Genomic DNA, 22,325 nt, shown 5'->3' with positions numbered 1-22,325 from the left:
TCGTGGATCTGGAAGAAGAACTCCAGCATGCGCCTGAAACTCGTCCGGGCCGGGTCGTAGACGATCTCGATGGCCTCCGCATGGGTTCCGTGGTTTCGGTAGGTCGCGTTCGGCACGTCGCCGCCGGTGTAGCCGACGCGGGTCGAGACCACGCCCTCCTGGCGCCGGATCAGGTCCTGCATGCCCCAGAAGCACCCACCGGCCAGCACGGCCCTTTTGGTTCTCATCGCAACTCCTCGATAGTCGTTTCACTCGTATCCTGGATATGGGGTCGCGAAGGGCGCCGCGCCCAGTGGCCTGGCGCCACGCCTGCACGAGCGAGGCGATGCCGGAAGCACAACCCTCCTTTGGCGGCGCCCGGCTGATCACGCTGCCTCCGGTCAACCCAGCTTTCTCTCGTGTGTCGGGGGGCCTTCACGAAGAGGTCAGTGTGTCTCCCTTCCTGCCGCTCCCGGTAGCGTCTAGACTACGACGCTGGCGGGGGGCTCGCCGAATAGGGTGTTTGGCGAGACGAGACATGACCCTGCACGCCAGGCTCGGCACGGTTGGCGGGCGGACCGGCTCACTTCGGATGGCGGACCTTTTCCGCCGCCACGATTGGGCATCCACCCGTTTGGGCGGGCGCGAGGCGTGGCCGGCGGTCCTGCGCACCACGGTCGACCTGATGCTCGCATCGCTGCACCCCATGTGCGTCATGTGGGGACCGAGCTGCATATTCCTCTACAACGACGGCTACGCGGACATCCTGGGGGCGCAGCCCGGGGGCGCGTCGATCAGGCGGACGGCGTCCGGACCGTCGGCGAGGTTGAAGGCCACGAAGAAGCTGGGGTCGTCGGTCTCCAACACCATCACCTTGACCGCCACCGGTGCCTTCAGCGGCAGCAGGAAGCTCAGGGTCAGGCGACCGTCCGCGTAGGTCTGGTTCGGTTCGACAGGCGGTGCAAAGACCGCCTTGGCACCGTTCACCTTCGGCGAGGTGAACCAATTCCACTCCGCGAGGGAGGCGAGGTTGGTGCGCGCCAGCTCGGCCAGCCTGTCAGCGTCCGGCTTGTGGTCGCGGTGGGAGTCGAGCCGGAGGACGGCGAAGGCGGAGTATTCCGGGTCGAAGGTCCAGGTCTGTCGGATGGCGGAGAGGTTGTATTCGTGTCGAACATGATCTCGCTGCGCGCCGCGACCCACACGTGAGGGTGGGCATCCGCGGCGGAGGCGAGGCCGCAGAGTACGGTGGCGAGCAGCGCGGCTCGGGTTAGGCCGGAGGGGCGAACGGCTGTTGGCATGATGGCGGTACACGCTCGCGGCACTAGGAGCGGTACAACGAGGGGAGGACACGCTCGTCCTCACCGGGCAGGTTGCTCGATCAAGGGACCCCCTTAAGAGCTCAGGCGCGCGATACCGAGGCACGCATCTCACTACATGGCTGCAGCCGAGGTCGAGATGATTGGATTCGAAGCGGCGGTTCAAAACAGCCAACAGCTTGATGTCCGGTTCCTAGTTCCAGTTCCTTCAAAGCGGCCATTCCGCTTATGGCCGTTTGCGGAATGGCTGCTTCGCGGCTTAAGCTTTAGATAATGGACGTCTTGCACGGCACCGGCAAATGCTTCGGACCGGCCTAAAGTAGAAAGTCTAAAATCTGCTTTTGGAAAGCCCAATCGAACAATGCTGCCCTATGAAATTCACGCATTGGAACGCAGCCCAATAGCGGCTGATGATGGCGATGGCATCGGTATAGGTAACTACCACCGTCTACTACGGGCCTGTTATTGCCCCAGGAACTTCATGGCGTTTTAGAAAGCTCTTGTGCGCCGGCGCGGTTGAAGTCCAATGCGGTCGCGCACAGGGCGACCTGAGTTCGATTTTGAACGCCAAGTTTGCGCATGATTTCCGAAACATGCGCTTTCACCATGGAGTCCCCGATGCCGAGATCGTAGGCGATTTGCTTGTTGATCTTCCCGCGCTTGATCATCGTCAGCACATTCATCTGCGCGGGCGTCAGCGTGGCAATAAGCGCCGCGGCGGGGATCGGCTCTGAGATGTTCGCCTTAGAACAGCTTGCAACCGAGTCCGGCATATAGATCGCTCCGGCCAGGATCTGGTCGAGCGCCTCCATGTAGACCGACTTGCCCGCCGACTTCGGAACGAAGCCGGCTGCGCCGAGGCGGATCGCCTCACGGATGATGCGCGGCTCGTCGAGGGCGGAGCAGACCAGGATCGGGATTCGCGGAAAGCAGATCCGCAAAGCCATGAGGCCCTCGAACCCCTTCACGTCGTCCATGGTCAAGTCGAGGACGATCAGGTCCATTCCCGGCCGGTCGGCCAGGACGCGCTTGGCCGCCTCGATCGAGCCGGCCTCCTCGATCCGTGCCGAGGGGAGGCCGACGCGGAACATGCTGCGCAGGGCATCCCGGAATAGGGGGTGGTCGTCCACCACGATGATGTTCATCCCGTCCTCCCCAGACACTATTCCTGTGCCGTCCGGCAATAGATGGTCCGCACACGGATATCTCGTCAAGATGTAACAATGACAGGATCGGGGAAGCTAAAAATCCAGACATTTCTAGATATTTGAGCATATTCAGATGGACATATATCATCTTAATAAGCAAATAATAAGAATATAGACTAAAGTTAGGATGCGATGAGATCTAGTTGCGTTCATATTTGATGGCGAGCCCGATCCATCGAAGGTCGGCTCATCAGAACGCCAACGATGCGGGCCATCACCTGTCATCGGAGCCGCCGACGGAGGAACGCATGGCTTATAAGACCGCGGGGACATCACCACGGACGAGATTGCTCGCGACGGCTTCGTCGCTGATTGCAGCGAGTATTGTCCTGGCAGGCTCGGCCTATGCGCAGAAGGCCGCCGAGCCGACGGGCAAGGGCGTGACCTGGGAGGATATCCTTAACGACCAGAACACCAATAATGATGTGCTGATGTACGGCATGGGCGTCAAGGCTCAGCGCTACAGCACACTGGAGCGCATCAACACGAAGAACGTCGGGTTGCTGAAGCCCAAGTGGTCGTTCTCCTTTGGTGATGAGAAGCAGCGCGGCCAGGAAGGCCAGGCGCTGGTACGCGACGGCATCATCTACATCACGGCCTCGTACTCGCGCATCTTCGCGCTCGATGCCAAGACCGGCAAGAAGATCTGGGGCTATGCGGCCCGCCTGCCCGACGACATCCGCCCTTGCTGCGATGTGGTCAGCCGCGGCGCGGCGCTCTACGGCGACAAGATCTTCTTCGGCACACTCGACGCCTCGATGGTCGCGCTCGACGCGAAGACCGGCAAGGTGATCTGGAACAAAAAGTTCGATGATCACGGCGCCGGCTACGCATATTCGGGAGCGCCGAACATCATCAAGGACAAGAAGACCGGCCGCGTCATGCTCATCCACGGCAACTCGGGCGATGAGTTTGGCGCGCTGGGCAAGCTTTACGCCCGCGACCCCGACACCGGCGAGGAGATCTGGATGCGTCCCCTGGTCGAGGGGCACATGGGCCGCCTGAACGGCAAGGACTCGACGACCACGGGCGACGCCAAGGCCCCGTCGTGGCCCGATGGCGCCGACGGCAAGAAGGCCGAGGCCTGGAACCACGGCGGCGGCGCTCCCTGGCAGACCGGCGTCTACGACGAGCAGACCAACACCTTCGTCATTGGCACCGGCAACCCGGCTCCGTGGAACTACCACTACCGCACGGGCCCGAAGGGCGACTGGCAGAACTACGACAGCCTGTACACCTCTGGCCAAGTCTACATCGACCCCTCGAACGGCGAGCCGGTGGGCTTCTACCAGCACACGCCCAACGACGCTTGGGACTTCTCGGGCAACAACGAGATCATCCTGTTCGACATGGAGAAGGACGGCAAGAAGATGCGCCTCGGTGCTCATGCCGACCGCAACGGCTTCTTCTTCCTTACCGACACCGACAAGCTTACCGCACGCGACGGCAAGATCAGCAAGCAGACGTCGCTGGTCGCTGCCTACCCGTTCGTCAAGGACATCAACTGGGCCAAGGGCTTCGATTTGAAGACCGGCCGGCCGATCGAGCCGGAGGGTGAGGCGAGCCGCCGTCCGCCGGCTCCCGCCGAGGGGCAGACCAAGGGCAAGTCGGTCGAGGTGACGCCGAACTTCCTCGGCGGCAAGAACTGGTCGCCGATGTCCTACTCCCAGCAGACGGGGCTGTTCTACATCCCGTCGAACGACTGGAAGGAGGATTACTGGACCGAGAACGTGACCTACAAGGCGGGTTCCGCCTATCTCGGGCAGGGCTTCCGCATCCACCGCAAGTTCGATGACCACGTCGGCGCGCTGCGGGCGATGGACCCGAAGACCGGCAAGATCGTCTGGGAGCACCTGGAGCATATGCCGCTCTGGGGCGGCTCGATGACGACCAAGGGCGGCCTCGTGTTCCAGGGCACCTCGGACGGCTTCGTGAAAGCCTTCGACGCCAAGAACGGCAAGGAGCTCTGGGCCTTCCAGACTGGCTCGGGCGTCGTCTCGGTGCCGATGACCTGGGAGGATGGCGGCAAGCAGTACATCGGCATCGCCTCGGGCTACGGCGGCGCCGTGCCGCTCTGGGGCGGCGACATGGCCGATCAGACCAAGCTCGTCTCGCAGGGCGGATCGTTCTGGGTGTTCGAACTGCCCACCGACACGGCCTCGGCCGAGTGAGCGAGTGACATCGCGCGCCTGACACCGGGCGCCTGACGAGGGACCCCGGAGGCCTCACGCCTCCGGGGTCCCGCCTCTCGCCGCAGCGCCATCCAGGATCCGATCCATGCCGGCCCGTCCGCTCCCCACCCGCGCGATCCGCCTCGCGGTCCTGGCGTCGTTCGTGTGCGCTCCGTTCGGGGCGCGTGCGCAGAACGTCATCCTCAACAAGGAGGAAAGGCCCGACCCTTGGGTGGTCAACGGCTGCACCATCGCCCCGAAAGCGAAGTGTCCCGGCGCCGACCTCCGGCATGCCGACCTGCGCAACGCCGACCTCGGCGGCGCCGACCTCAAGGGGGCGAACCTCGCCCGCGCCGACCTGCGCGGCACGAACCTCCGGGGCGCCAACCTCGACGGGGCGAACCTGGGCGGCGCGCAGATGCAGATCGCCTTCATGCAAGGCCTGAAGGCGCGAAACGCCTCGTTCGTCGGCGCAAACCTCGACCATGCCCGCATCTCGGGCTCCGATTTCAGCGGGTCGGATTTCACCGTCGCCGACCTGGAGATGGTCCAGGCCAAGCGTGCGCAGTTCGTCGGCGCGAAGTTCATCAACGCCGACCTTCAGGAGGCCAAGTTCTACGAGGTCAACCTGACGGGTGCAGTGATGGATGGCGCGAAGATCCGCTTCGCGGTGTTCCAAGATGCCTGGATGCCCGAATGCCAGGGGTGCCCTGTGCATTGGCAGAGCGGCAAGCCGGTCTGGGAGGTCTATCCAGAGACGCCGGCGCCTAGGCCGTCGGACGACCCAAAGGACGTCCAGTGAGGCGAGGTGCGGCGGCCGGTTTCGTCATCGCGTCATTGGCGGCTGGTGGTCCGGCCCATGCGGTCGATGCCGGATTGGAGGGCAGCGTACGGGCGGGCTTCGCCAAGTGCAGAGTGCTGGAGGACGAACGCGAGCGGGTCCGCTGCTACGACAAGCTGGCGACCCTCCTATCGCCGCCGCGTTACCAGGGCCGGCTCACCGCCCAGACCGACCCGTTCGAGATCACCGCGCCGACGTTGCTGCGCTTCGAGAGCGATGGGCCGATCTTCGTCATGTACCTCAAGGATGCCCAGGGCGGCATCGTCCAGAACCTGCACATCGGCGGAGGGGGAATGGCAACCTTCCTCATCGAGAAGCCCGGCACCTACTCCCTTCAGATCAGCGGCTCCGAAACTTGGCGGGTCTGGCTCGATCCTGCCGAACCCTGACCCTCCACCATCGCGAACGAGGCGTACGAGATGTCCAAGACCCCCGCCGTTTCCAGCGTCGTCCTTGCCGTCGTCCTGGGCCTGCCGCTCCTCGCGGCGATCCCGGCGCCGGTGAGCGCCCACGGCGACGCGGCGCCGCAGCCCGTGGATACGACGGGCCTGCAACCGTTGGGCGACGACATCCGCGCGACCAACCCATACGAGGGCAACAAGGTCGCGATCGAGATCGGTGCCCACGGCTACAACACGAACTGCGCGCGCTGCCACGGTCTTGACGCGAAGTCGGGGGGCATGGCCCCTGACCTGCGCGAGGTCGAGGCCGGGGAATCCGGCGACGGCTGGTTCATCACCCGTGTCCTTCACGGCGCCAAGAAGGACGATCGCTTCCGGATGCCCCCCTTCGAGGGGATCCTGAGCCAGGAGGCGATCTGGGCGATCCGCACCTATGTCGAGAACCAGCCAAAGGATTGAGGCGTGCGGTGGACGACGGCGCTGCGATGCGGCCTCGCCCTGGTGCCGATGCTGGCGAGCGGGGCGTCGGCGGAGATCAAGGAATACCAGATCCGGCGGATGCTCATGCTCAAGACCGAATGCGGCGTCTCCGGCATCGCCATCACGCCTGTGACGGGCCAAACGGGGCGTGATGCGACCCGGTTCATGGCCGAGTGCGAGAACGTCACGCATTACCCGGACGGCGTCGAGATCCTGTGTCCCGACACCGAGGACGAGCACGATTGCCGCATCGTGACGGTGAAGCGCGCCTTCCCGCACCTGCACCTGCCAAAGCCATGAACGACGTCGAGCGATGAGCGGCGCCCCAGCCATCCCCTCCGGAGCTTCCGGCACGGCCGGCGACCCGCCGCGCGGCGTCCTCAGCCGCACGACGCGGACCCTCCACTGGACGGCGGCGGCGGCGATCCTCCTCATGCTCGCCTATGGGTTCTGGCTCCAGACCCTGCCCGGCGGGCCGTCGAAGGGACCCGCCGTGCAGATCCACAAATCCTTCGGGATGCTTGTGTTCTGCCTTGCCCTCGCCCGCCTCGCCTGGCGGATGCGTGAGGGATTCCCGCCGCCGCTCGCGGGCACGGACGCTTGGGAGCGACGCGGCGCCCGCGCGATGCACGGGCTTCTCCTCGCGGCAACGATCCTAATGCCGGTCTCCGGGATCCTGCGCTCCCTGGCCTACGCGCGACCGGTCTCTGTGTTCGGCGTACCCGTGTTCCCGCAGGTCTTCGCGGCGAAGCAGGATACGCTCTACGCGCTATCGAGCAGCTTGCACGACTGGCTTGCCATCGCACTAACCGCCGCGATCGCCCTGCACGCGGCGGCCGCGCTCAAGCATCACTGGATCGACCGGGATCCGACGCTCGACCGGATGCTCGGGCGCCGTGGGGCGTCACGATGACCCGCCGCCCCGCGCTGGCCACCCTCGCGCTCGTTTCGGCGCTCGGCTTTACTGGCGTGTCCGCCCGCGCCGCCTCCGACATCGATCCCGCCACCGGCTACCGCGTGCAGAACTACCGCGCCCCGGTGACGGAACCGGTCGAGGGCGGGACACGGGCGGACCTCGCCGATGTCGACCGGCTCGTGGGCCAGGGCGGGGTTCTCATCGACGTGATGCCCCAGCGCGGCGGGTACGACCCCGCCACGGGATCGTGGCGCCTCGTCGATCGCCGGCAGACCATCCCGGGCGCCGTATGGCTGCCCGAGGTCGGTCGCGGCGTCCTCGATCCGCGCATCGCGCCCTGGTTCGCACGATGGCTCGACAGGCTGACCGCCGGCGACCGAGACCGGCCGCTGGTGTTCTTCTGCATGGCCGATTGCTGGATGTCCTGGAACGCCGTCAAGCGCGCGCATGCGCTCGGATACCGGAACGTGCACTGGTTCGCCGACGGCACCGACGGCTGGCGTGAAGCCGACAGGCCATTGGTGGAGGGCGAGCCCGCGCCGGTGCTGGATGGCGATCCTCCCCCACGATCCGCCGGACGATGAGGTGACACCATGATCGTTTTCCGTCCGAACATCCCCGAACTGACAGCCTGCGTCGCCAAGACAGTCACCAAGACGATCGGCCCGTCGAGTTCGACCCGTGATCCGCTCGAATCGCCCCTCTGGAACGACATGGCCGAGCGCTATCTCGGAGGCCGGCCGGCGGTGTTCGACGATCGGGTGAAAGTGGCCCTGCCGCCGGTCACCGAGGATCAGACCCAAGTGCCGGTCACGGTCGACGCGCGCGAGATCGGCCGCGCCGACGAGATCCTGCTGATCGCCGACCTCAACCCGTTCCCGCTGACTCTGCGTCTGGAGCCCGTAGCGGCGGCCGCTTTCGTGGCGCTTCGCATGAAGATAGAGCAGGGCACGCCGATCCGCGCGGCCGTGCGCCAGGGCGACCTCTGGCACGTCGGTGGGCGCTACCTCGATGCGGCCGGCGGCGGCTGCTCGGTGCCGCCTGTCATCGCGAAGACGACCGATTGGAAGAGCCTCGGCAACACGCGCGCCGAGATCTGGCGCGAGCCCGAGGGCCTGCGCCTGCGCCTGCGGATCACCCACCCGATGGACAACGGCATGATCCCCGGCGTGCCGGTGTTCTTCATCGAGACGCTCGATGTCACCGATGCCTCCGGTGCGAAGTCGGTCAGGCTGACCCTCAGCGAGGCGGTCGCCGACAATCCGACCTTGACGCTCCTGCCGGACCTCCCGTCCGGCGGCGACGTGCTGGTCATCGCCGGACGCAACACGGCCGGCATGGACTTTTCGGCACGTGTGCCGATCCCGCCCCGCGCGACGGCCTCCAGGCTGGAAGAGCGCTTGTGAGCCGCGCGACCGGAGACACTGTCATGCACGCCATGAACCGCAGATCCTGCCTCGTCTCGGGCCTTGCTGCGGCGGCCTTGCCGCTCGCACCCTGGGCGGCCTCGGCGGCGGTCCTCCGCTACGCCCTCACGCCGGTCCCGATCGCCCCCGGGGTCTGGACGGTCTATGGCGCGGCCGAGCCGATCACCGCAGGCAACGGCGGAGCCATCGCGAACATCACGATCCTGGATACGTCCGACGGCGCCGTCCTCGTCGATGCCGGACCGTCGAACCGCTACGGCGAAGCGTTGAAGGCACTCGCTCAGGATCTGACCGGCAAGCCCGTCGCGCGGGTCTACCTAACCCACTATCATGCCGACCACGTGCTAGGTGCCACCGCCTTCACTCCGGAGACGATCGCAGCGGGGCCGGGCCTGACGGCCGACCTAAGGCGTTTCGGCAGCGACCTTGCCAACGGCATGTACCGGGTCGCCGGCGACTGGATGCGCGGCACCGGCGTGCCGAAGCCTGGTCGGGAGGCGGTCGACGGCGTCGAGACGATCGGCCAGCGCCGCTTCCGGTTGATCCGCCTATCGGGGCACACTGACGAGGATCTGTGCCTGTTCGAGGAATCGTCCGGTCTCCTCTTTCCGGGTGATCTCGTCTTCCTGGATCGCGCGGCGACGACGCCGGACGCGAAACTCCCCTTGTGGCGGACGTCCCTTGAAACCGTCGCCGGCATCAATCACAAGTTGCTAATCCCGGGGCACGGGCCGGTTGAGCCCGGCCGTCGCGGTATCGATCAGACCCGCCGCTGGCTCGACACGGTCGAAGGCCAGATCGATTCCGGATTCAAGCGTGGCCTTGATATCACCGAACTCATGGCAATCCCGCTTCCGGATTGGACAAGCGCCATCGCCGTCGCGCGCTACGAGTACGCCCGGTCGGTGATGCACCTGATGCCTGAACTAGAGCGGAAAAGCTGGCCGGTTCGCAATCCAGTGTGAACCTTCCTAAGACGCGCATGCGCGATGGCTTCGATAAATTTTTGCTTGTCCAACGGTCCGGTACAAGCCCTTAACGACCATGTTGAATTTCACACCAGCCTCCTCTCCTACAAGCAGATGTGTGCTGTCGGAGGGTGTCTGCAGGTTCGCTCATGACGCAACTTCGGCCCACAAGCTATGCTGCAGTAGCGTCCGCTTCGGAGCAACCGAGCGGGTTAGCGAAGTGGCAGAGATGGGCGCGAAGCAGCCAGAGGAGCCGTCCAGTACACGTCCGCTATTGGGATCCGAAGGAGTACGCATGAACGACTGCGTTGGGTCGATAGGAGCTCGTCCGCTTTTCCGGCGGACCTCCTCCAAAGCAGCCATTCCGCTTACGGCCAGTCCCGCCAGCGCCCATAGCCCTCAGGGTGTCTCAGAAGGGTGGGAAGCGGAAGTCAGCCACTCGCCTCGAAGTGGAAGTTCCGCATTCGACTCACAGCAGCCCCTACGCACAGCCATTCGTCCTCACCGGTCAGCAGTCTTCAATGCTTCGGCCGGGAGCGGTCCTTCAACCAAAGCGGGCCGCCCGTCCTACCAATCAGAAATCGACCGAGTCGCTCGGGTGCGCGACGCGCGCCTTCAGAGCGTCGGACATCGGGAAGTTCAGGTTTTCGTTGTGAGGCGGGATCGGGCTCTCGAACCACTTGGCGTAGAGCTTCGTGAACGCGCCGGAGACCATCATACCCTTCAGGACGTCATCCGCGAGCGCCTTGAACTCGGCGTCGTCCCTCGGCAGCATCAGCCCGTAGGGCACCAGGGTGTAGGTTTCGGGCAGGAAGGTGTACGCGGCGGGATCGGGTGCGCGGGCCTTCAGGCTAGCGAGCAGGATGTCATCCTCCATGAAAGCGGCGGCACGCCCGCTCTGGAGCGTCAGCATCGACTCGGCGTGGTCCTTACCCTGGACGATGTTGAACGTGCCGCCCTTGGCCTTGATGCCGAACGCGAAGCCGGTGGCGTTCGAGCCCTGCGTGACGACAACGGTCTTGCCGTCGAGCCCCTTCACGTCGTGGATGCCGGAGGAGACCTTGGTCAGCCACCGCGCCGAGGAAACGAAAATCGCGACGGTGAAAGACACCTGCTTGAGCCGGGCTGGACTGCTCGACGTCGCCCCGCACTCCATGTCGATGGTCCCGTTCTGGATGAGCGGGATCCGGTTGGACGAGTCGACTGGCTGGAGCTTGACCGCGAGCTTGTCCAGCTTGAGGTCGGCCTTAATCCGATCGACAACCTGGGCGCACAGGTCGAGGGAGAAGCCGGCCGGCTTCTGGCTGTTGTCTAGGTAGGAGAACGGGATAGAGGACTCCCGATACCCAAGCGTTATGCCGCCGGCTCGCTTGATCTTGTCGAGGGTCGGGCTCTCGGCCGATGCCCCGGTGGCGGCAAGTCCAAGTGCGAATGCGCAGGATAGTCTTACGAGCGATTGACCCAGGATCATCGACTTTCTCCTCTCGATGGTTGCGGACATCGGCTGGGGCTCGTGCAGCTTGAATGGGCTAGGAGTTCCGCGGCGCCGCGCGGCGTGCCGGCAGCGTTCGAGCGGGAGAAGCTCAGGGCCTAGCCGAGCTTGGACAGCACGGCTGCGCGCACCTGCGTCGACGGTAAATTCCGGGCGCGGATGGCCTCGATCAGCCGGTCGATGTCCGCCGCGGTGTTGAACATCCCGAGCGACACGCGGATGCCGTCGCGCTCGGGCGAGACGCGGATGCCGTGCTGTGTGAAGTAGTCCAGCCACTCGGCCGCAGGCAGGGCGATGACGTAGATATGCGGCGCACGGTGCTGACGGTCGCGCGGACCGACGAGACCGACATCGAGTTCGTCGAGGCGTTCGATAAGGTAGTCGCCGAGTTCGAAGCAGTGGCCTTCGATGTTCTCGATGCCGACCGTGTTGATCAGGTCGATGGCCGCGCCGAGGCCCTGGATGGCTGGGAGGTTGTAGTTGCCGAGCTCGAACCGGGCCGCCGTCGCCGGCAGGGCCATATTGTCCGCCCGGGCTATGAAGTCCGCCGGCGGCTCAGCGAGGCTGGCGGCGGCGAGGTAGGCCGGCTCCAATTCGATCTTAGACGAATCCCAGTAGAGTAGGCCCAACCCCTGGGGCACGAGCAGGCCCTTGTGCGTGCCCGAGCCGATGAAGGCGGCCTTCATCGCCTTCGCGTCGATAGGCGTCACGCCGATGCCCTGCATCACGTCCACGACGAAGTAGAGGCCGTGCTCGGCACAGAGTTCTCCCACGTCCTCGACGTCGAACCGGTGGCCGGCGTGGAAGGTCACGTGCGACATGGAGATCACCCGCGTCCGCTCGTCGATGTGCGGCCGGAAGCTGTCGGCGTTCACCACCTCGGCCATGGGGACGAACGCGACCTCGACGCCCTTCTTCTTCAGGTTGAGGAAGGCGTAGGCGTTGTTCGGGTGGTCGCCGTGGATCATCAGCACCTTGTCACCAGCCTTCAGCGGTAGCGCGTTGGCGGCGATGTTCATGCTCTCGGAAGTGTTCTTGGTGAACGCGATCTCATGCGGCCGCGCTCCGAGCAGCGCTGCGACCTTGGCTCGGGTCTCTTCGAGCCGGCTCAGCCAGATCTGCTTGGGGCCGGCGGTCTCGAATCCTTCGCGCAGGAAGCACTCGTAGGCCTCCTTCACGGGACGGGAGAGCGGGGTCTGGAAGCCGCTGTCGAGATAGACCACGTGCTCAGCGGCTGGAAAAGCTTGGCGAACGGCGGCGACGTCGTAGTGCTGGCTCATGACCACTCCGGTGGGGCAGACGCGACAAGGCCTTGCGCCGGGAGACCCGGCGGCCTTCGACCCATCTCAATTTCTGAATGACGGGGGCGCTACTTAAACTGCCAGGCCCCGCTCAAAACCTGAGCATGTCAGTGGCATGACATAAAAATACACTACAGCGACCCCACGTCGAGTCGGATCATCATGATGCGGAATTTTTCATTCCGAAAAATGAGAATTATCGAAATCGTCGTTGTCCTGCAGGATGGTGCTGGACAAGAGGGCGGCCGCTTCCTGTAGGGGGCCGATGAAGGCGTCGAGGTCCTCGAAATTGACGCGCGCCGAGGGCACCGAGACGCCAAGACAGGCGATCAGGTCGCCCTTCGGTGAGACGATGGGCACCGCGCAGCCGACGACGCCGCGGACGAATTCCTGATCGGTCTTTGCCCAACCCCGGCGCCGGATCACGTCGAGTTGGGCAAGAAGCGTCTTCGGATCGGCGATCGTCGTTGGGGTGTATCGCACAAGGGGAAGGGCGTGGGCGAGCCGTTGCCGCACCTTGGTCGGCAACCGGCTCATGTAGATCTTGCCCGTGGAGGTGCAGTGCAGCGGTGCAGCGGACCCGGGATTGAACTGCAATCCCTGCTGCTGCCGCGATTGCACGCTGTCGACATAGGCCACCGCATTGTCGCGGACGATGCCGATCTCGCACTGCTCGCCGATGCGGTCGGCCACGGCGCTCAGGACAGCGTGCCGGCGCACGGTGCGGAAGGCCGCGCCGATGGTCTTGGCTGAGAGGGTAACAAGCGTGCTTCCGACGACGTAACGCTTCGTGCCGAGGGCCTTCTGGACGAGGCCGCGGTCCTCGAGGTTGCCGATGAGGCGATGCGCGGTGGGAAGCGGCAGGGCGAGCGCCGAGGCGATCTCAGCGGCCGAGAGCGCCTTTCTCTGGTCGGCTACGAAGGTCAGAATGGCCAGGGCCCGGTCCAGAGGCGCGTCACGCGACCTGTCAGATTCGTCGGCCAAGATGGCTTCCTCGTACAAGTGGCGTTTGGCTGTGCCGCATTGGCGCAAACATGCAATGGGTTGCTGCGCGCTAAGAAGACCCCGCCGAGACCTCACCTTGGGCAGCATGCCGCGGCTTAACAGCTTCCGGTCGAGCTTGGTTGTCTAGAGCCATCGGACCAAGAGGAAGGAAGCTGTCCAAATATCGCGTAAGGGCCACGAGCTGCCGGGAGTGCTGCGTCCGCTTCAAGGCCTCCACAGTGCGGAAGCGGACGGGCAGGAAGCCACCCCAAGCGGCCATTCTGAACCCGACCCGACGCAGTCGTTCACGCGCCGCCGTGCGGCTCCCGAAAGCGGACGTAGAGTTCGCCATTACTCCGGCAGTGATGCGCCCATTGTCCATGGACCGAGCGGAGATGCTGTGTGCCCCGGCCAGGACCAGCATCGCGCGTATCCCGTCGCACAATAGGTAGGGTTCCTCGCGTCCCGGTGAGGAGCTTTGGTGAGTCGGGCGAGCGATGGCAGTGGGAAAGCCGCAAACGCGTGGTGTCGCCCAGAAACGGTCCGCATATCAGCACAGCAAACAAACTCATTCAATGAAGTGGGGATTATAAACAATCCTGACACGTGTCCTATGATCAAGGCTAGCTGCGACAAGTTGTCGAGGATTGGGAACTAGCCGATTTTACACGCGTCATCGCTCGACCGTGTATGGCGAGCTTATCAATGACTGATCGATCCGTGGTCATTCTCGACGGTACTCGGTGCCACCTCGGCGAAGGGCCGAGCTACGATCCCGCGACAGATACCGTGTGGTGGGTCGATATCCTCGAATCCCGGCTATTCGAACGGTCCCTGGCTCCGGGAACGACGTCGGCGAAGATCCATGCGCTGCCGGTCATGGCGAGTGATGTTGCGGCCATCGACGCGGACCGCCACCTCCTGTCCGCCGATGACGGGCTGTACGTTCGGACAATCGCGACGGGGCATCTGAGCCTGCTCTGCCCCCTCGAAGCCGGCAAGCCTGGCAACCGATCCAATGATGGTCGTGTGCATCCAAGCGGCGCCCTCTGGATCGGGACCATGGGGCGGGACGCCGAGCCGGGGCGCGGATCCATCTATCACGTGGCCGGAGCGCGCATCACGCGGCTCTATGGCGGGCTCACCACGCCCAACGGAATGGCGTTCTCACCCGATGGGGCGACGGGATACTTCGTCGACACCGCCGAGGGCATTCTCCGGCGCGTCGCCCTCGATCCCGGCACCGGCCTGCCGCGGGGTGAGCCCGAAACGCACTACGACCACAGCGTCGGCGACGGCGGCATCGACGGAGCGGCGGTCGATGCGGACGGCCTGATCTGGACGGCGCGCTTCGGGGCGAGCTGCCTCGACGCCTACAGTCCCTCCGGGGAGCGCGTCCACACGATTCCGGTGCCGGTGCGGCAGCCGACCTGTCCCACCTTTGCCGGACGCGCCCTCGATCGCCTGCTGGTCACCACGGGCTACGAGGGCATGGATGAGGTGGCGCGGGCGGCCGACCCCGAGCATGGCCGCACGCTTCTAGTCGATATCGGCGTCCGGGGGCTGCTCGAACCGGCGTTTCGCCTCGACGCCTGATCCCCCCACGATCCTCCAAAGTCCGGAACCGCGCGAGCGCAGCGATGGCGCCGCCGAGGAGCAGTCATGCCTTTGCCCGAAGACCGCGCCTATCAACCGATCGAAGCCTACGCGCTGCTGGGCAATTGCGAAGGCTGTGCCCTGGTGGCCCGGGACGGCTCCCTGGATTGGGCCTGCCTGGAGCGGTTCGATGCCGACCCGACCTTCTCGCGGCTGCTCGACCGCCGACGGGGTGGGTACTTCGTCGTCCGCCCCGAGGGTGACTACGAGACGGCGCGGCAATACCTAAGCCGCACCAACATCCTGCAGACGACCTTCACCACGGCGGACGGCTTCGTCCAGCTCTACGACTTCATGGTCGGTCCGGAGGGTGGCGAAGATCGTCCTCGTCTAATGCGCCTGGTGACGGGCCTGTCGGGATCGGTGCCCATGGTCGCGGCCTACCGCCCCCTGGCCGGCTTTGCCGAGACCTTCGCACCGCTGACGGTGCGCGAAGGCTGTATCATCGCCAAGGGATGCCCTGGCCTCTCGACCGACGCCCGGTTCGAGATAGAGGGCGAGGTCGGGGTCGCGCGATTCACCCTGTCGGGAAGCGAGAGCCGCTCCTTTGCCCTGTATCTCGGCGAGCCGCCCGCGACGGTGCCGGACGCCTACGGGCTGATGGAGCAGGTGCGCCGGACCTGGAGCCTATGGACGAAGGATTCCGCCTATGTCGGGCCCCTGGCCGACGAGTTGATGCGCTCGGCCCTGGTGCTCAAGACCCTGACCTACGAGCCCACCGGAGCGATCGTGGCGGCAGCCACGACGTCCCTGCCCGAGGAGGTCGGTGGGATCCGCAATTGGGACTACCGCTTTTGCTGGATCCGCGACGCCTGCCTGTCCTTCTACGTGCTCAAGAAGTTCGGCATGTCCCGCGAGGCCGAGGGGTTCTTCGAGTTCGTCTGCGCGTTGTGCGATCGGGAGGAGGGACAGCTCAAGCCGCTCTACAACATCTCCGGGGAGGCTGACCTCGAGGAGACCGTAGTCGAGCACTTCGAAGGCTGGCGCGGATCGGGGCCCGTCCACCACGGCAACGGCGCAGCCGACCAGCATCAGGCCGACGCCTACGGCCAGGTGCTCGATCTGTTCTATCTCTACGAGCGCCTCGGCGGCACCCTATCCGAGAGCCTGCGCGGGCACGGGGCGCGGCTGGCGGATATCTCCGCCGCCCACTGGCACGAACCCGATGCAGGGCTGTGGGAGCCGAGAAAGCCGGAGCAGCGCTACCTGCACGCGGCGATCATGAACTGGGTAGCCCTCGATCGGGCGATCCGCCTGTTCGGCCCACGGGAGACGTGGTGCACCGAGCGGGACCGCATCGTCGCCTTCGTGAACGGCGAGGCGGTGCACGCGGACGGCTATTACCCGCAATATGCCGGGGGTGAGGATGTCGACGCAGCCCTGCTCATCGCCCCGATGGTCGGCTTCCCCGTCGACGAGGCGGTCTTCGCCCGCACGGTCGATGTCGTCATCGAGCGACTGGGCCATGGCCAGCTCGTCTATCGCTACAAGAACGACGACGGTCTTCCCGGCAAGGAAGGCACCTTCGTACTCTGTGCCTTCTGGCTGGTGGATGCTCTCCTGTGGCTCGGCCGGGAGGTCGAGGCCCGGACCCGCTTCGCCGCCCTGCGGGTGCTTCAGAACGATGTCGGACTGATCGCGGAGCAGACTGCGGAGGATGGTGCATTTCTCGGCAACTTCCCGCAGGCGTTCAGCCATCTTGGGCTCGTCCATTCCGCGCTGATGCTCGATCTCTACGAGCACGGGGGACGTGCCGCCGTGCAGGGCACCTACGCCGACCGGACCCTGCGGGAGACCGACACTCGGCGCGCGCCGACGATCGCAGCGTAAACGAGATTCAAGGGAACAAGGGGGCAAGCACCGTGACACGGATCGGCTATCACGTCTCGCACGAGCAGCACGCGCCCTCCGCGCTGCTGGGCTACGTCCGGGCGGCGGAGGCGGCGGGTTTCGCCTGCGCCATGTCCTCCGAGCATTTCCGCCCCTGGAGTCTGAAGCAGGGTCATTCGGGCCATGCCTGGTCGTGGCTCGGCGCGGCGCTGGCGTCGACCCGTCTTCCATTTGGGATCATCACGGCCCCCGGGTACCGCCATCACCCGGCGGTACTAGCGCAGTCCGCGGCCACCCTGTCCGAGATGTTCCCCGAACGGCTTTGGCTCGCCCTCGGATCGGGCCAGCGCCTCAACGAGGACGTCACCGGCCTGCCCTGGCCAGAGAAGGCCGAACGCACGGCACGGCTCGCCGAATGCGCCACGGTGATCCGCAGCCTCTTCGCCGGGGAGACGGTGACCCATCGGGGGCGGGTGACGGTGGTCGACGCCAAGCTCTATTCCCGGCCCGAACGCGCACCGATGCTGATTGCCGGGGCGGTGACGCCGGAGACGGCCCGCACGGTGGCCGCCTGGGCCGACGGCCTCGTCACCGTGGGCATCGATCCGGCCAAGCTGCGCAAGGTCTTCGACGCGTTCCGCGAGGGTGGGGGCGAGGGCAAGCCGATCTTCCTCCAGACGAAGGTGTGCTGGGATACCGATCCCGCGCGGGCCCTCGCCCTGGCCCACGACCAGTGGGCGAGCAACATGCTGGAGGGCGACGTGAACTGGGACCTGCGTCTGCCGGAGGACTTCGACACAGCCTCGCGCTTCGTGCGGCCCGAGGACGTACCGGGCTATGTCCGGATCTCGAACGATCTCGGCCGCCATGCTGCTTGGCTCAACGACCTCGCCGCTCTCGGGCCCGCCGAGATCATCGTGCATCAGGTGGCTGGCGATCAGATCGCGTTCATCGAGGCCTTCGGACGGAAGGTGATAACGAACTTTCCTCAATGATTGAGAGGCCGTTCTGCTGAAGCACGCTCAGGTGGTGCCGACCAGAATTGATTGCCTGCTTCATTGCTGCGTGGCGCTCAAAGCGGTGAGACTGCTTTCCACCCACAGCGGTCCTACGGCTTCCGACCCGTATCAGCCATTAGGCCGCTCGGCGGCGCTCCTCCATAGCGGTCATTCCTCGGTCTCTCGGCAAAGCCGGCACAAGGTAGATACCAGACCTAATTATAAAGGTTCTCGATCCGAATTCTGCATCGTTCTCTCCATGCTCGCGACAAAACATTCACAGCCGCTCTCATCGGCAATGCATAGAATTCGAGCTCTCGATAGCTCCAAGCATAAGGCTTGCAGCTTTTAAGCGCTGCCGTGTGCAGAAAAAATTGAATATCTTCTGGCGCTTTTCGGATAGACATGAAGAAGGAATGTTCTTCAACTTCGTCTGCGCCAAAGGCAATGACGGCCTGATGCCTAATTGTATCGGCAAGTAACCCAACAATTATAGTCGGCATAAGAACGCCAAGGACAACGAATGCTGTCGGCCGCAAGACGGCAGGGATCATGTTTCTGGTGACCTTCATGACGATCAAGGTGGAGGCCACAACGGAGATAACGGCGATCACTCGCCAGAAAGGAATGCCGAGCCGGTCAGCCCATCTGGTCGCAAGACCGATCGGCTGCAATGGATCGCCGAAAAGCAACACGGTAAGAGTGAGATATAAAAGCGCGGCCAACCAAAACTTCACTATCGACCTCACTGCACGACCTTGCGTCTATAGGCGCTTCAATCTTGAGAACAGAAGAAGGCGCGCTGTGGTCACTTAACGTGTATTACTATTGAGGTCACTATGCGCGGCGAGGATGTTTGCTTCGAAGCCTTAATGCCCGAAAGCGGACCAGCGGGAAACCACCCCAATCGGTCCTACGGCTACCGACCCAACCCGGTCAAAAAGCTCGATTTGCTTCGGCCTCGAAAGCAGACATCAGCAAGCCGTGGATCAGCGTCGACCTGCGGCCTCCAAGCTCGTGCGGTCGACTATCTCGACTGCGCCGCGGCGAAGTTCGATAAAACCCGCCTCAGCCCATTGCGCTAGTATGCGGCTCACCACCTCGCGCACGCTGCCGACGTCGTCAGCGAGCTTCTGATGGGTCACCGTGACGACACCCCGCGGATCGGCCTCGGCCAGGAGCCGTTGTGCGAGACGCTGCTTCAGAGGCGCGAACGCGACCTCATCGATCAGCGTGAATAGGCCGGACATCAGCCGCGTGTAGTCGTCCATGACGAAGCTGCGGAAGGCGGCGCTCTCGCCTATCAGGTGTTGGAATGTGCTCACCGGTAGCGCCGCTAGTTCGGTTCGCTCCTCGGCCACGCTCTGCGCCGGGAAGGTACCGCCGGACAGGAGGCACTGCGTGGTCAGGGCGCAGGTGCCGCCGGGGCCGACCTTATAGATCAACACCTCGCGCCCGGCCTCGGACATACGGAAGATGCGCGTGCGCCCCTCCAGACACATCAGGTAGTTGGCGCACTCGCCATCGAGTTCGTAGGCAGTGGCTCCGGCCTCCAGCACCGGGAACTGCACGGTGCCCCGGGCGAGCTGCAGGTGCGCCGGGCTGAGCGACTGTAGGAGCGGAAACCGGTCGATCCAGTGCTCGACCTTCTGCGCGTCCATCATGATCGGCGTCGCCCTCTCGGCCGTGATGACAGGCTGATCATCCGGCTCGCGTTGCGTTTTTCTCCCGCCGCGCCGGACTTGTGTGACCTAGGTCACCGACCGGGTGCAGCGGCTCGGCATAGCATCGCGACTTAATGAAAACGATACAGGTGCCGGCCCTGCACGGCACCCGATGGGAGTGAACCGATGCGCCGCCTCGCCCTGAGCTTCATGCTGGCTACACTCGCTGCCGGCTCGGCCACCGCCGAACAGGATCTGCTGCTGGGCGCCAACATGTCCTCGCCTGCGATGACCCAGGCCGAGATGAGCCGCGCCGACGTCGAAGCGATGATCAAGGCGGCGGACGGCAAGCCGATCGACCTGCACGACAAGGCGCTGTCCGGCCTCGACCTGTCCGGGTTGAACCTCCGGGGCGCTAACCTGCGGACGGCGCGCCTGAACAAGACCAACCTGCGCGGCGCCGACCTTAGCGGTGCCAACCTCGAACAGGCGTGGTTCCTGAAGGCCGACCTATCCGGCGCCAAGCTCGCGGACACGAAGATGTTCGGCATCACCGCAAGGGACGCCAACCTCAGCGGTGCCGACCTCAGTCGCTCGATGCCGATCGGCGACTTCAAGGGCGCCAACATGAGCGGCGCGACGCTCGTGGACCTCAAGGGCGGCGCCGACATCAAGAACCAGTCCATGGGCCTGATGCGGGCGGTGTTCACCTCGGTGAACCTTGCGGGCGCGAACCTGAAGGGGGCCAACCTCGGGCGGTCGCGCCTGGAATACGCCGACCTCAAGGATGCCGACCTCACCGACGTAGTGCTGATGGGCTCAGACCTGTCCGGGGCGAACCTGACCGGCGCCACGGTGGCGGGCGCGGACTTCAAGAACGTCGACGTCAGCGGCGCCAGGCTGATCGACCTCAAGGGTCAGGACAGCGCCAAGGATTGGTCGGCCCGCGTGAACGTCGACCGCGCCATCACTCAGGTGTCGAACTAACCCCCGTTCCCCTCGTCCCACACCCGATCAAGGAGATCCGCGCTCATGACCACTCGCCGCATCCTGCTTGCCGCCTTCACCGTCGCCCCCATGCTGTTCGGCACCGGCGCCATCGCCGCCGAGATGACCTACACGCCCGCCGCGTTCGAAGCCGCCCAGAAGGCGGGCAAGCCGATCCTGGTGCACATCACCGCCCCGTGGTGCACCACCTGTGCGGCTCAGAAGCCAATCCTCGCCAAGCTGGAGGCTGATCCGAAGTTCAAGGACCTGCAGGTGTTCGACGTCGACTTCGACAGCCGCAAGGACGTGGTGAAACAGTTCGGCGCGACGATGCAGAGCACGCTCATCACCTACAAGGGCACCAAGGAGACCGGGCGCTCGGCCGGCGAGACCAAGCCCGAGGCGATCTCGTCGCTTCTCGACAAGGCGATCTGAGCTCACGCCATGGTCACGAGCCTGGGCCTCGCCTTCCTCGCCGGCATCCTCTCGGTGCTGTCCCCCTGCGTGCTGCCATTGCTGCCGCTGGTGCTGGGCGCGGCGGCCTCGGAGCACAGGTTCGGTCCTGCGGCGCTCGCCGCCGGCCTGGCCCTGTCCTTCGTGGTCATCGGGCTGTTCGTGGCCACGGTGGGCTTCGCCATCGGCCTCGACGCAGGCATCTTCCGGACGGGCGCGGCCATCATGCTCATCCTCATCGGTCTGGTCCTGATGGTCCCGGCCGCCCAGACCCGCCTGGCCGTGGCGGCGGGACCCATGAGCAACTGGACGGAGAGCCGGTTCGGCGGTTTCTCGACAACCGGCCTGCTCGGCCAATTCGGGGTGGGCGTGCTGCTTGGGGCGGTGTGGAGCCCCTGCGTCGGACCGACCCTTGGGGCGGCCTCGCTGCTCGCCTCTCAGGGTCGCGACCTCGGCATCGTGGCGCTGACCATGCTGCTGTTCGGCCTCGGCGCAGCCTTGCCGCTGCTCCTGCTCGGCACACTTTCACGCGAGGTGCTGATGCGCTGGCGCGACCGGATGATGGGCCTGGGCAAGGGGCTGAAGGCTGCTCTTGGCCTGATCCTCGTGGCCACGGGGCTGATGATCGCCACCGGCTACGACAAGACTGCGGAAACCGCTTTGGTCAACGCCTCACCGGATTGGCTCACCGACCTGACCACCCGCCTGTGAAGCGGCCCTTCCCAAGGCCTGCTATGGGTCGTGAGTAGCCCCCATGGCTATGTCCGCTCCACGCATCCGCGGTCCGGAAGCGGACGTGCAGGAAACCACCCTTTCCGGTCATTCCGCACCCGAACGAGCCCAGCCATCCGGGCCGCTTTCGCGGCCTGCGAGGGCGTATCGGGCTCGATCAATGGTCTCAGACCGTCGCACTTGTCACCCGCTTTCAGGGAGGCGGCCTCACGGCTTGGGACCGGGGCAGAGACCGAAAGCTGCCGCCGGTCAGGTTCGTGTATCGGTCCGGGCCGTCCACGTGGACGGTCGTCCGATTGGTGGCTGTCTTCTACTTTGGGGGATCGAGGTTAGCCTACCGGGAGCAGTAGGCCTGGAAGGACTCGACGAGGTGGTTGAACAGGGCGTCGATGCGGGCGCTGCGCCGCACGTCCTCGTGCGCCACGATCCACGTGTCCAGGCCGAACACGATGCGGTCGGGAAGCACGCGCACGAGATCCCGCTCGCCGACCGGCACCTGCACCACGCCAATGCCGAGGCCG

General features: G+C 65.0%; 23 protein-coding genes and 1 pseudogene. 15 read left to right on the top strand and 9 right to left on the bottom strand.

The annotated features are described in order from the left end of the window. From BMY19_RS29335 to BMY19_RS29320, 3 genes are all read right to left on the bottom strand, one after another. Positions 1-227 (bottom strand): peptide-methionine (S)-S-oxide reductase (locus tag BMY19_RS29335; protein WP_170863081.1); only part of this gene is annotated, 227 nt, incomplete at its 3' end. A gap of 505 nt (positions 228-732) precedes the next feature. Beyond that, positions 733-1,179 carry a DUF1007 family protein gene (locus BMY19_RS31530; RefSeq protein WP_244535069.1) on the bottom strand — a complete coding sequence of 149 codons (447 nt, stop codon included), beginning with the start codon at positions 1,177-1,179 and terminating at the stop codon, positions 733-735. 595 nt (positions 1,180-1,774) lie between these two features. Next, entirely contained in the window at positions 1,775-2,440 is a 666-nt protein-coding gene (locus BMY19_RS29320) for a response regulator (RefSeq protein WP_100253793.1), read from the bottom strand. Between the two features lie 311 nt (positions 2,441-2,751). Between BMY19_RS29320 and BMY19_RS29315 the strand changes: the two genes are divergently transcribed. The 9 genes from BMY19_RS29315 to BMY19_RS29275 all read left to right on the top strand — a co-directional run bounded on the left by BMY19_RS29315 (position 2,752) and on the right by BMY19_RS29275 (position 9,704). Continuing rightward, the gene (locus BMY19_RS29315; protein ID WP_100253792.1) at positions 2,752-4,674 is read left to right on the top strand and encodes a PQQ-dependent methanol/ethanol family dehydrogenase; all 1,923 of its coding nucleotides are present in this window, start codon (positions 2,752-2,754) and stop codon (positions 4,672-4,674) included. 106 nt (positions 4,675-4,780) lie between these two features. Next, a complete protein-coding gene (locus BMY19_RS29310; protein WP_100253791.1) occupies positions 4,781-5,476 on the top strand; it encodes a pentapeptide repeat-containing protein in 696 nt (231 codons plus the stop codon). Further along, entirely contained in the window at positions 5,473-5,904 is a 432-nt protein-coding gene (locus BMY19_RS29305) for a hypothetical protein (protein WP_139215735.1), read from the top strand. Before BMY19_RS29310 ends, BMY19_RS29305 begins: the two co-directional genes overlap by 4 nt. Positions 5,905-5,934: 30 nt before the next feature. Beyond that, on the top strand, positions 5,935-6,375 hold the full coding sequence (gene pedF / locus BMY19_RS29300; protein ID WP_100253789.1) for a cytochrome c-550 PedF: 441 nt from the start codon (positions 5,935-5,937) through the stop codon (positions 6,373-6,375). A gap of 3 nt (positions 6,376-6,378) precedes the next feature. After that, the gene (locus BMY19_RS29295; RefSeq protein ID WP_100253788.1) at positions 6,379-6,696 is read left to right on the top strand and encodes a hypothetical protein; all 318 of its coding nucleotides are present in this window, start codon (positions 6,379-6,381) and stop codon (positions 6,694-6,696) included. Between the two features lie 13 nt (positions 6,697-6,709). Continuing rightward, positions 6,710-7,309, top strand: a complete 600-nt coding sequence (locus tag BMY19_RS29290; RefSeq protein ID WP_100253787.1) for a cytochrome b — start codon at positions 6,710-6,712, stop codon at positions 7,307-7,309. Beyond that, positions 7,306-7,896 carry a rhodanese-like domain-containing protein gene (locus tag BMY19_RS29285; RefSeq protein ID WP_100253786.1) on the top strand — a complete coding sequence of 197 codons (591 nt, stop codon included), beginning with the start codon at positions 7,306-7,308 and terminating at the stop codon, positions 7,894-7,896. Before BMY19_RS29290 ends, BMY19_RS29285 begins: the two co-directional genes overlap by 4 nt. A gap of 129 nt (positions 7,897-8,025) precedes the next feature. Continuing rightward, positions 8,026-8,718, top strand: a complete 693-nt coding sequence (locus tag BMY19_RS29280; RefSeq protein WP_170863080.1) for a quinoprotein dehydrogenase-associated SoxYZ-like carrier — start codon at positions 8,026-8,028, stop codon at positions 8,716-8,718. Positions 8,719-8,741: 23 nt separating this feature from the next. Further along, positions 8,742-9,704 carry a quinoprotein relay system zinc metallohydrolase 1 gene (locus BMY19_RS29275; RefSeq protein WP_244535068.1) on the top strand — a complete coding sequence of 321 codons (963 nt, stop codon included), beginning with the start codon at positions 8,742-8,744 and terminating at the stop codon, positions 9,702-9,704. A gap of 577 nt (positions 9,705-10,281) precedes the next feature. Here the strand turns inward: BMY19_RS29275 and BMY19_RS29270 are convergent. The 3 genes from BMY19_RS29270 to BMY19_RS29260 form a co-directional block, all read right to left on the bottom strand. Then, positions 10,282-11,178 carry an amino acid ABC transporter substrate-binding protein gene (locus BMY19_RS29270; RefSeq protein WP_100253796.1) on the bottom strand — a complete coding sequence of 299 codons (897 nt, stop codon included), beginning with the start codon at positions 11,176-11,178 and terminating at the stop codon, positions 10,282-10,284. Positions 11,179-11,297: 119 nt separating this feature from the next. Then, positions 11,298-12,479, bottom strand: a complete 1,182-nt coding sequence (locus BMY19_RS29265; protein WP_100253784.1) for an aminotransferase class V-fold PLP-dependent enzyme — start codon at positions 12,477-12,479, stop codon at positions 11,298-11,300. Between the two features lie 198 nt (positions 12,480-12,677). Beyond that, positions 12,678-13,484, bottom strand: a complete 807-nt coding sequence (locus BMY19_RS29260) for an IclR family transcriptional regulator (protein ID WP_100253783.1) — start codon at positions 13,482-13,484, stop codon at positions 12,678-12,680. A 705-nt stretch (positions 13,485-14,189) separates the two neighbouring features. Here BMY19_RS29260 and BMY19_RS29255 point away from each other — a divergent pair. From BMY19_RS29255 to BMY19_RS29245, 3 genes are all read left to right on the top strand, one after another. Beyond that, entirely contained in the window at positions 14,190-15,080 is an 891-nt protein-coding gene (locus BMY19_RS29255; RefSeq protein WP_091683785.1) for an SMP-30/gluconolactonase/LRE family protein, read from the top strand. Positions 15,081-15,146: 66 nt separating this feature from the next. After that, complete coding sequence (locus BMY19_RS29250; RefSeq protein ID WP_100253782.1) at positions 15,147-16,970, top strand: glycoside hydrolase family 15 protein; 1,824 nt, start codon at positions 15,147-15,149, stop codon at positions 16,968-16,970. 32 nt (positions 16,971-17,002) lie between these two features. Next, a complete protein-coding gene (locus tag BMY19_RS29245) occupies positions 17,003-17,965 on the top strand; it encodes a TIGR03885 family FMN-dependent LLM class oxidoreductase (RefSeq protein WP_091683789.1) in 963 nt (320 codons plus the stop codon). 218 nt (positions 17,966-18,183) lie between these two features. On the opposite strand, the gene BMY19_RS30675 is transcribed toward BMY19_RS29245, so the two are convergent. After that, on the bottom strand, positions 18,184-18,705 hold the full coding sequence (locus BMY19_RS30675; protein WP_139215734.1) for a hypothetical protein: 522 nt from the start codon (positions 18,703-18,705) through the stop codon (positions 18,184-18,186). 252 nt (positions 18,706-18,957) lie between these two features. Then, positions 18,958-19,632 carry a Crp/Fnr family transcriptional regulator gene (locus tag BMY19_RS29240; protein WP_100253781.1) on the bottom strand — a complete coding sequence of 225 codons (675 nt, stop codon included), beginning with the start codon at positions 19,630-19,632 and terminating at the stop codon, positions 18,958-18,960. A gap of 186 nt (positions 19,633-19,818) precedes the next feature. Here BMY19_RS29240 and BMY19_RS29235 point away from each other — a divergent pair, with 186 nt between their 5' ends. The 3 genes from BMY19_RS29235 to BMY19_RS29225 are packed head-to-tail and all read left to right on the top strand — an operon-like array spanning position 19,819 to position 21,783. Then, on the top strand, positions 19,819-20,619 hold the full coding sequence (locus BMY19_RS29235) for a pentapeptide repeat-containing protein (protein ID WP_100253780.1): 801 nt from the start codon (positions 19,819-19,821) through the stop codon (positions 20,617-20,619). Between the two features lie 45 nt (positions 20,620-20,664). Beyond that, on the top strand, positions 20,665-21,054 hold the full coding sequence (locus BMY19_RS29230) for a thioredoxin family protein (RefSeq protein WP_100253779.1): 390 nt from the start codon (positions 20,665-20,667) through the stop codon (positions 21,052-21,054). A 9-nt stretch (positions 21,055-21,063) separates the two neighbouring features. Continuing rightward, positions 21,064-21,783 carry a cytochrome c biogenesis CcdA family protein gene (locus tag BMY19_RS29225; protein ID WP_100253778.1) on the top strand — a complete coding sequence of 240 codons (720 nt, stop codon included), beginning with the start codon at positions 21,064-21,066 and terminating at the stop codon, positions 21,781-21,783. 355 nt (positions 21,784-22,138) lie between these two features. Here the strand turns inward: BMY19_RS29225 and BMY19_RS29220 are convergent. After that, a pseudogene (locus BMY19_RS29220) lies at positions 22,139-22,325 on the bottom strand (LysR family transcriptional regulator); the annotation flags it as partial.

Source organism: Methylobacterium sp. UNC300MFChir4.1 (assembly GCF_900110155.1).
Classification (GTDB): Bacteria; Pseudomonadota; Alphaproteobacteria; order Rhizobiales; family Beijerinckiaceae; genus Methylobacterium.
Note: the sequence above shows the minus strand (reverse complement) of the source record. Positions and strands in the feature narration are given on the sequence as shown.

Bases quoted from the DNA above. Each gene is read 5' to 3' on its own strand.
- BMY19_RS29320 (WP_100253793.1), bottom strand. From the start codon at position 2,440: ATGAACATCATCGTGGTGGACGACCACCCCCTATTCCGGGATGCCCTG.
- BMY19_RS29315 (WP_100253792.1), top strand. From the start codon at position 2,752: ATGGCTTATAAGACCGCGGGGACATCACCACGGACGAGATTGCTCGCG.
- pedF (WP_100253789.1), top strand. From the start codon at position 5,935: ATGTCCAAGACCCCCGCCGTTTCCAGCGTCGTCCTTGCCGTCGTCCTG.
- BMY19_RS29270 (WP_100253796.1), bottom strand. From the start codon at position 11,178: ATGATCCTGGGTCAATCGCTCGTAAGACTATCCTGCGCATTCGCACTT.
- BMY19_RS29235 (WP_100253780.1), top strand. From the start codon at position 19,819: ATGCGCCGCCTCGCCCTGAGCTTCATGCTGGCTACACTCGCTGCCGGC.
- BMY19_RS29225 (WP_100253778.1), top strand. From the start codon at position 21,064: ATGGTCACGAGCCTGGGCCTCGCCTTCCTCGCCGGCATCCTCTCGGTG.
- BMY19_RS29280 (WP_170863080.1), top strand. From the start codon at position 8,026: ATGGCCGAGCGCTATCTCGGAGGCCGGCCGGCGGTGTTCGACGATCGG.
- BMY19_RS29310 (WP_100253791.1), top strand. From the start codon at position 4,781: ATGCCGGCCCGTCCGCTCCCCACCCGCGCGATCCGCCTCGCGGTCCTG.
- BMY19_RS29285 (WP_100253786.1), top strand. From the start codon at position 7,306: ATGACCCGCCGCCCCGCGCTGGCCACCCTCGCGCTCGTTTCGGCGCTC.
- BMY19_RS29290 (WP_100253787.1), top strand. From the start codon at position 6,710: ATGAGCGGCGCCCCAGCCATCCCCTCCGGAGCTTCCGGCACGGCCGGC.
- BMY19_RS29230 (WP_100253779.1), top strand. From the start codon at position 20,665: ATGACCACTCGCCGCATCCTGCTTGCCGCCTTCACCGTCGCCCCCATG.
- BMY19_RS29255 (WP_091683785.1), top strand. From the start codon at position 14,190: ATGACTGATCGATCCGTGGTCATTCTCGACGGTACTCGGTGCCACCTC.
- BMY19_RS29250 (WP_100253782.1), top strand. From the start codon at position 15,147: ATGCCTTTGCCCGAAGACCGCGCCTATCAACCGATCGAAGCCTACGCG.
- BMY19_RS29265 (WP_100253784.1), bottom strand. From the start codon at position 12,479: ATGAGCCAGCACTACGACGTCGCCGCCGTTCGCCAAGCTTTTCCAGCC.
- BMY19_RS29240 (WP_100253781.1), bottom strand. From the start codon at position 19,632: ATGATGGACGCGCAGAAGGTCGAGCACTGGATCGACCGGTTTCCGCTC.
- BMY19_RS29275 (WP_244535068.1), top strand. From the start codon at position 8,742: ATGCACGCCATGAACCGCAGATCCTGCCTCGTCTCGGGCCTTGCTGCG.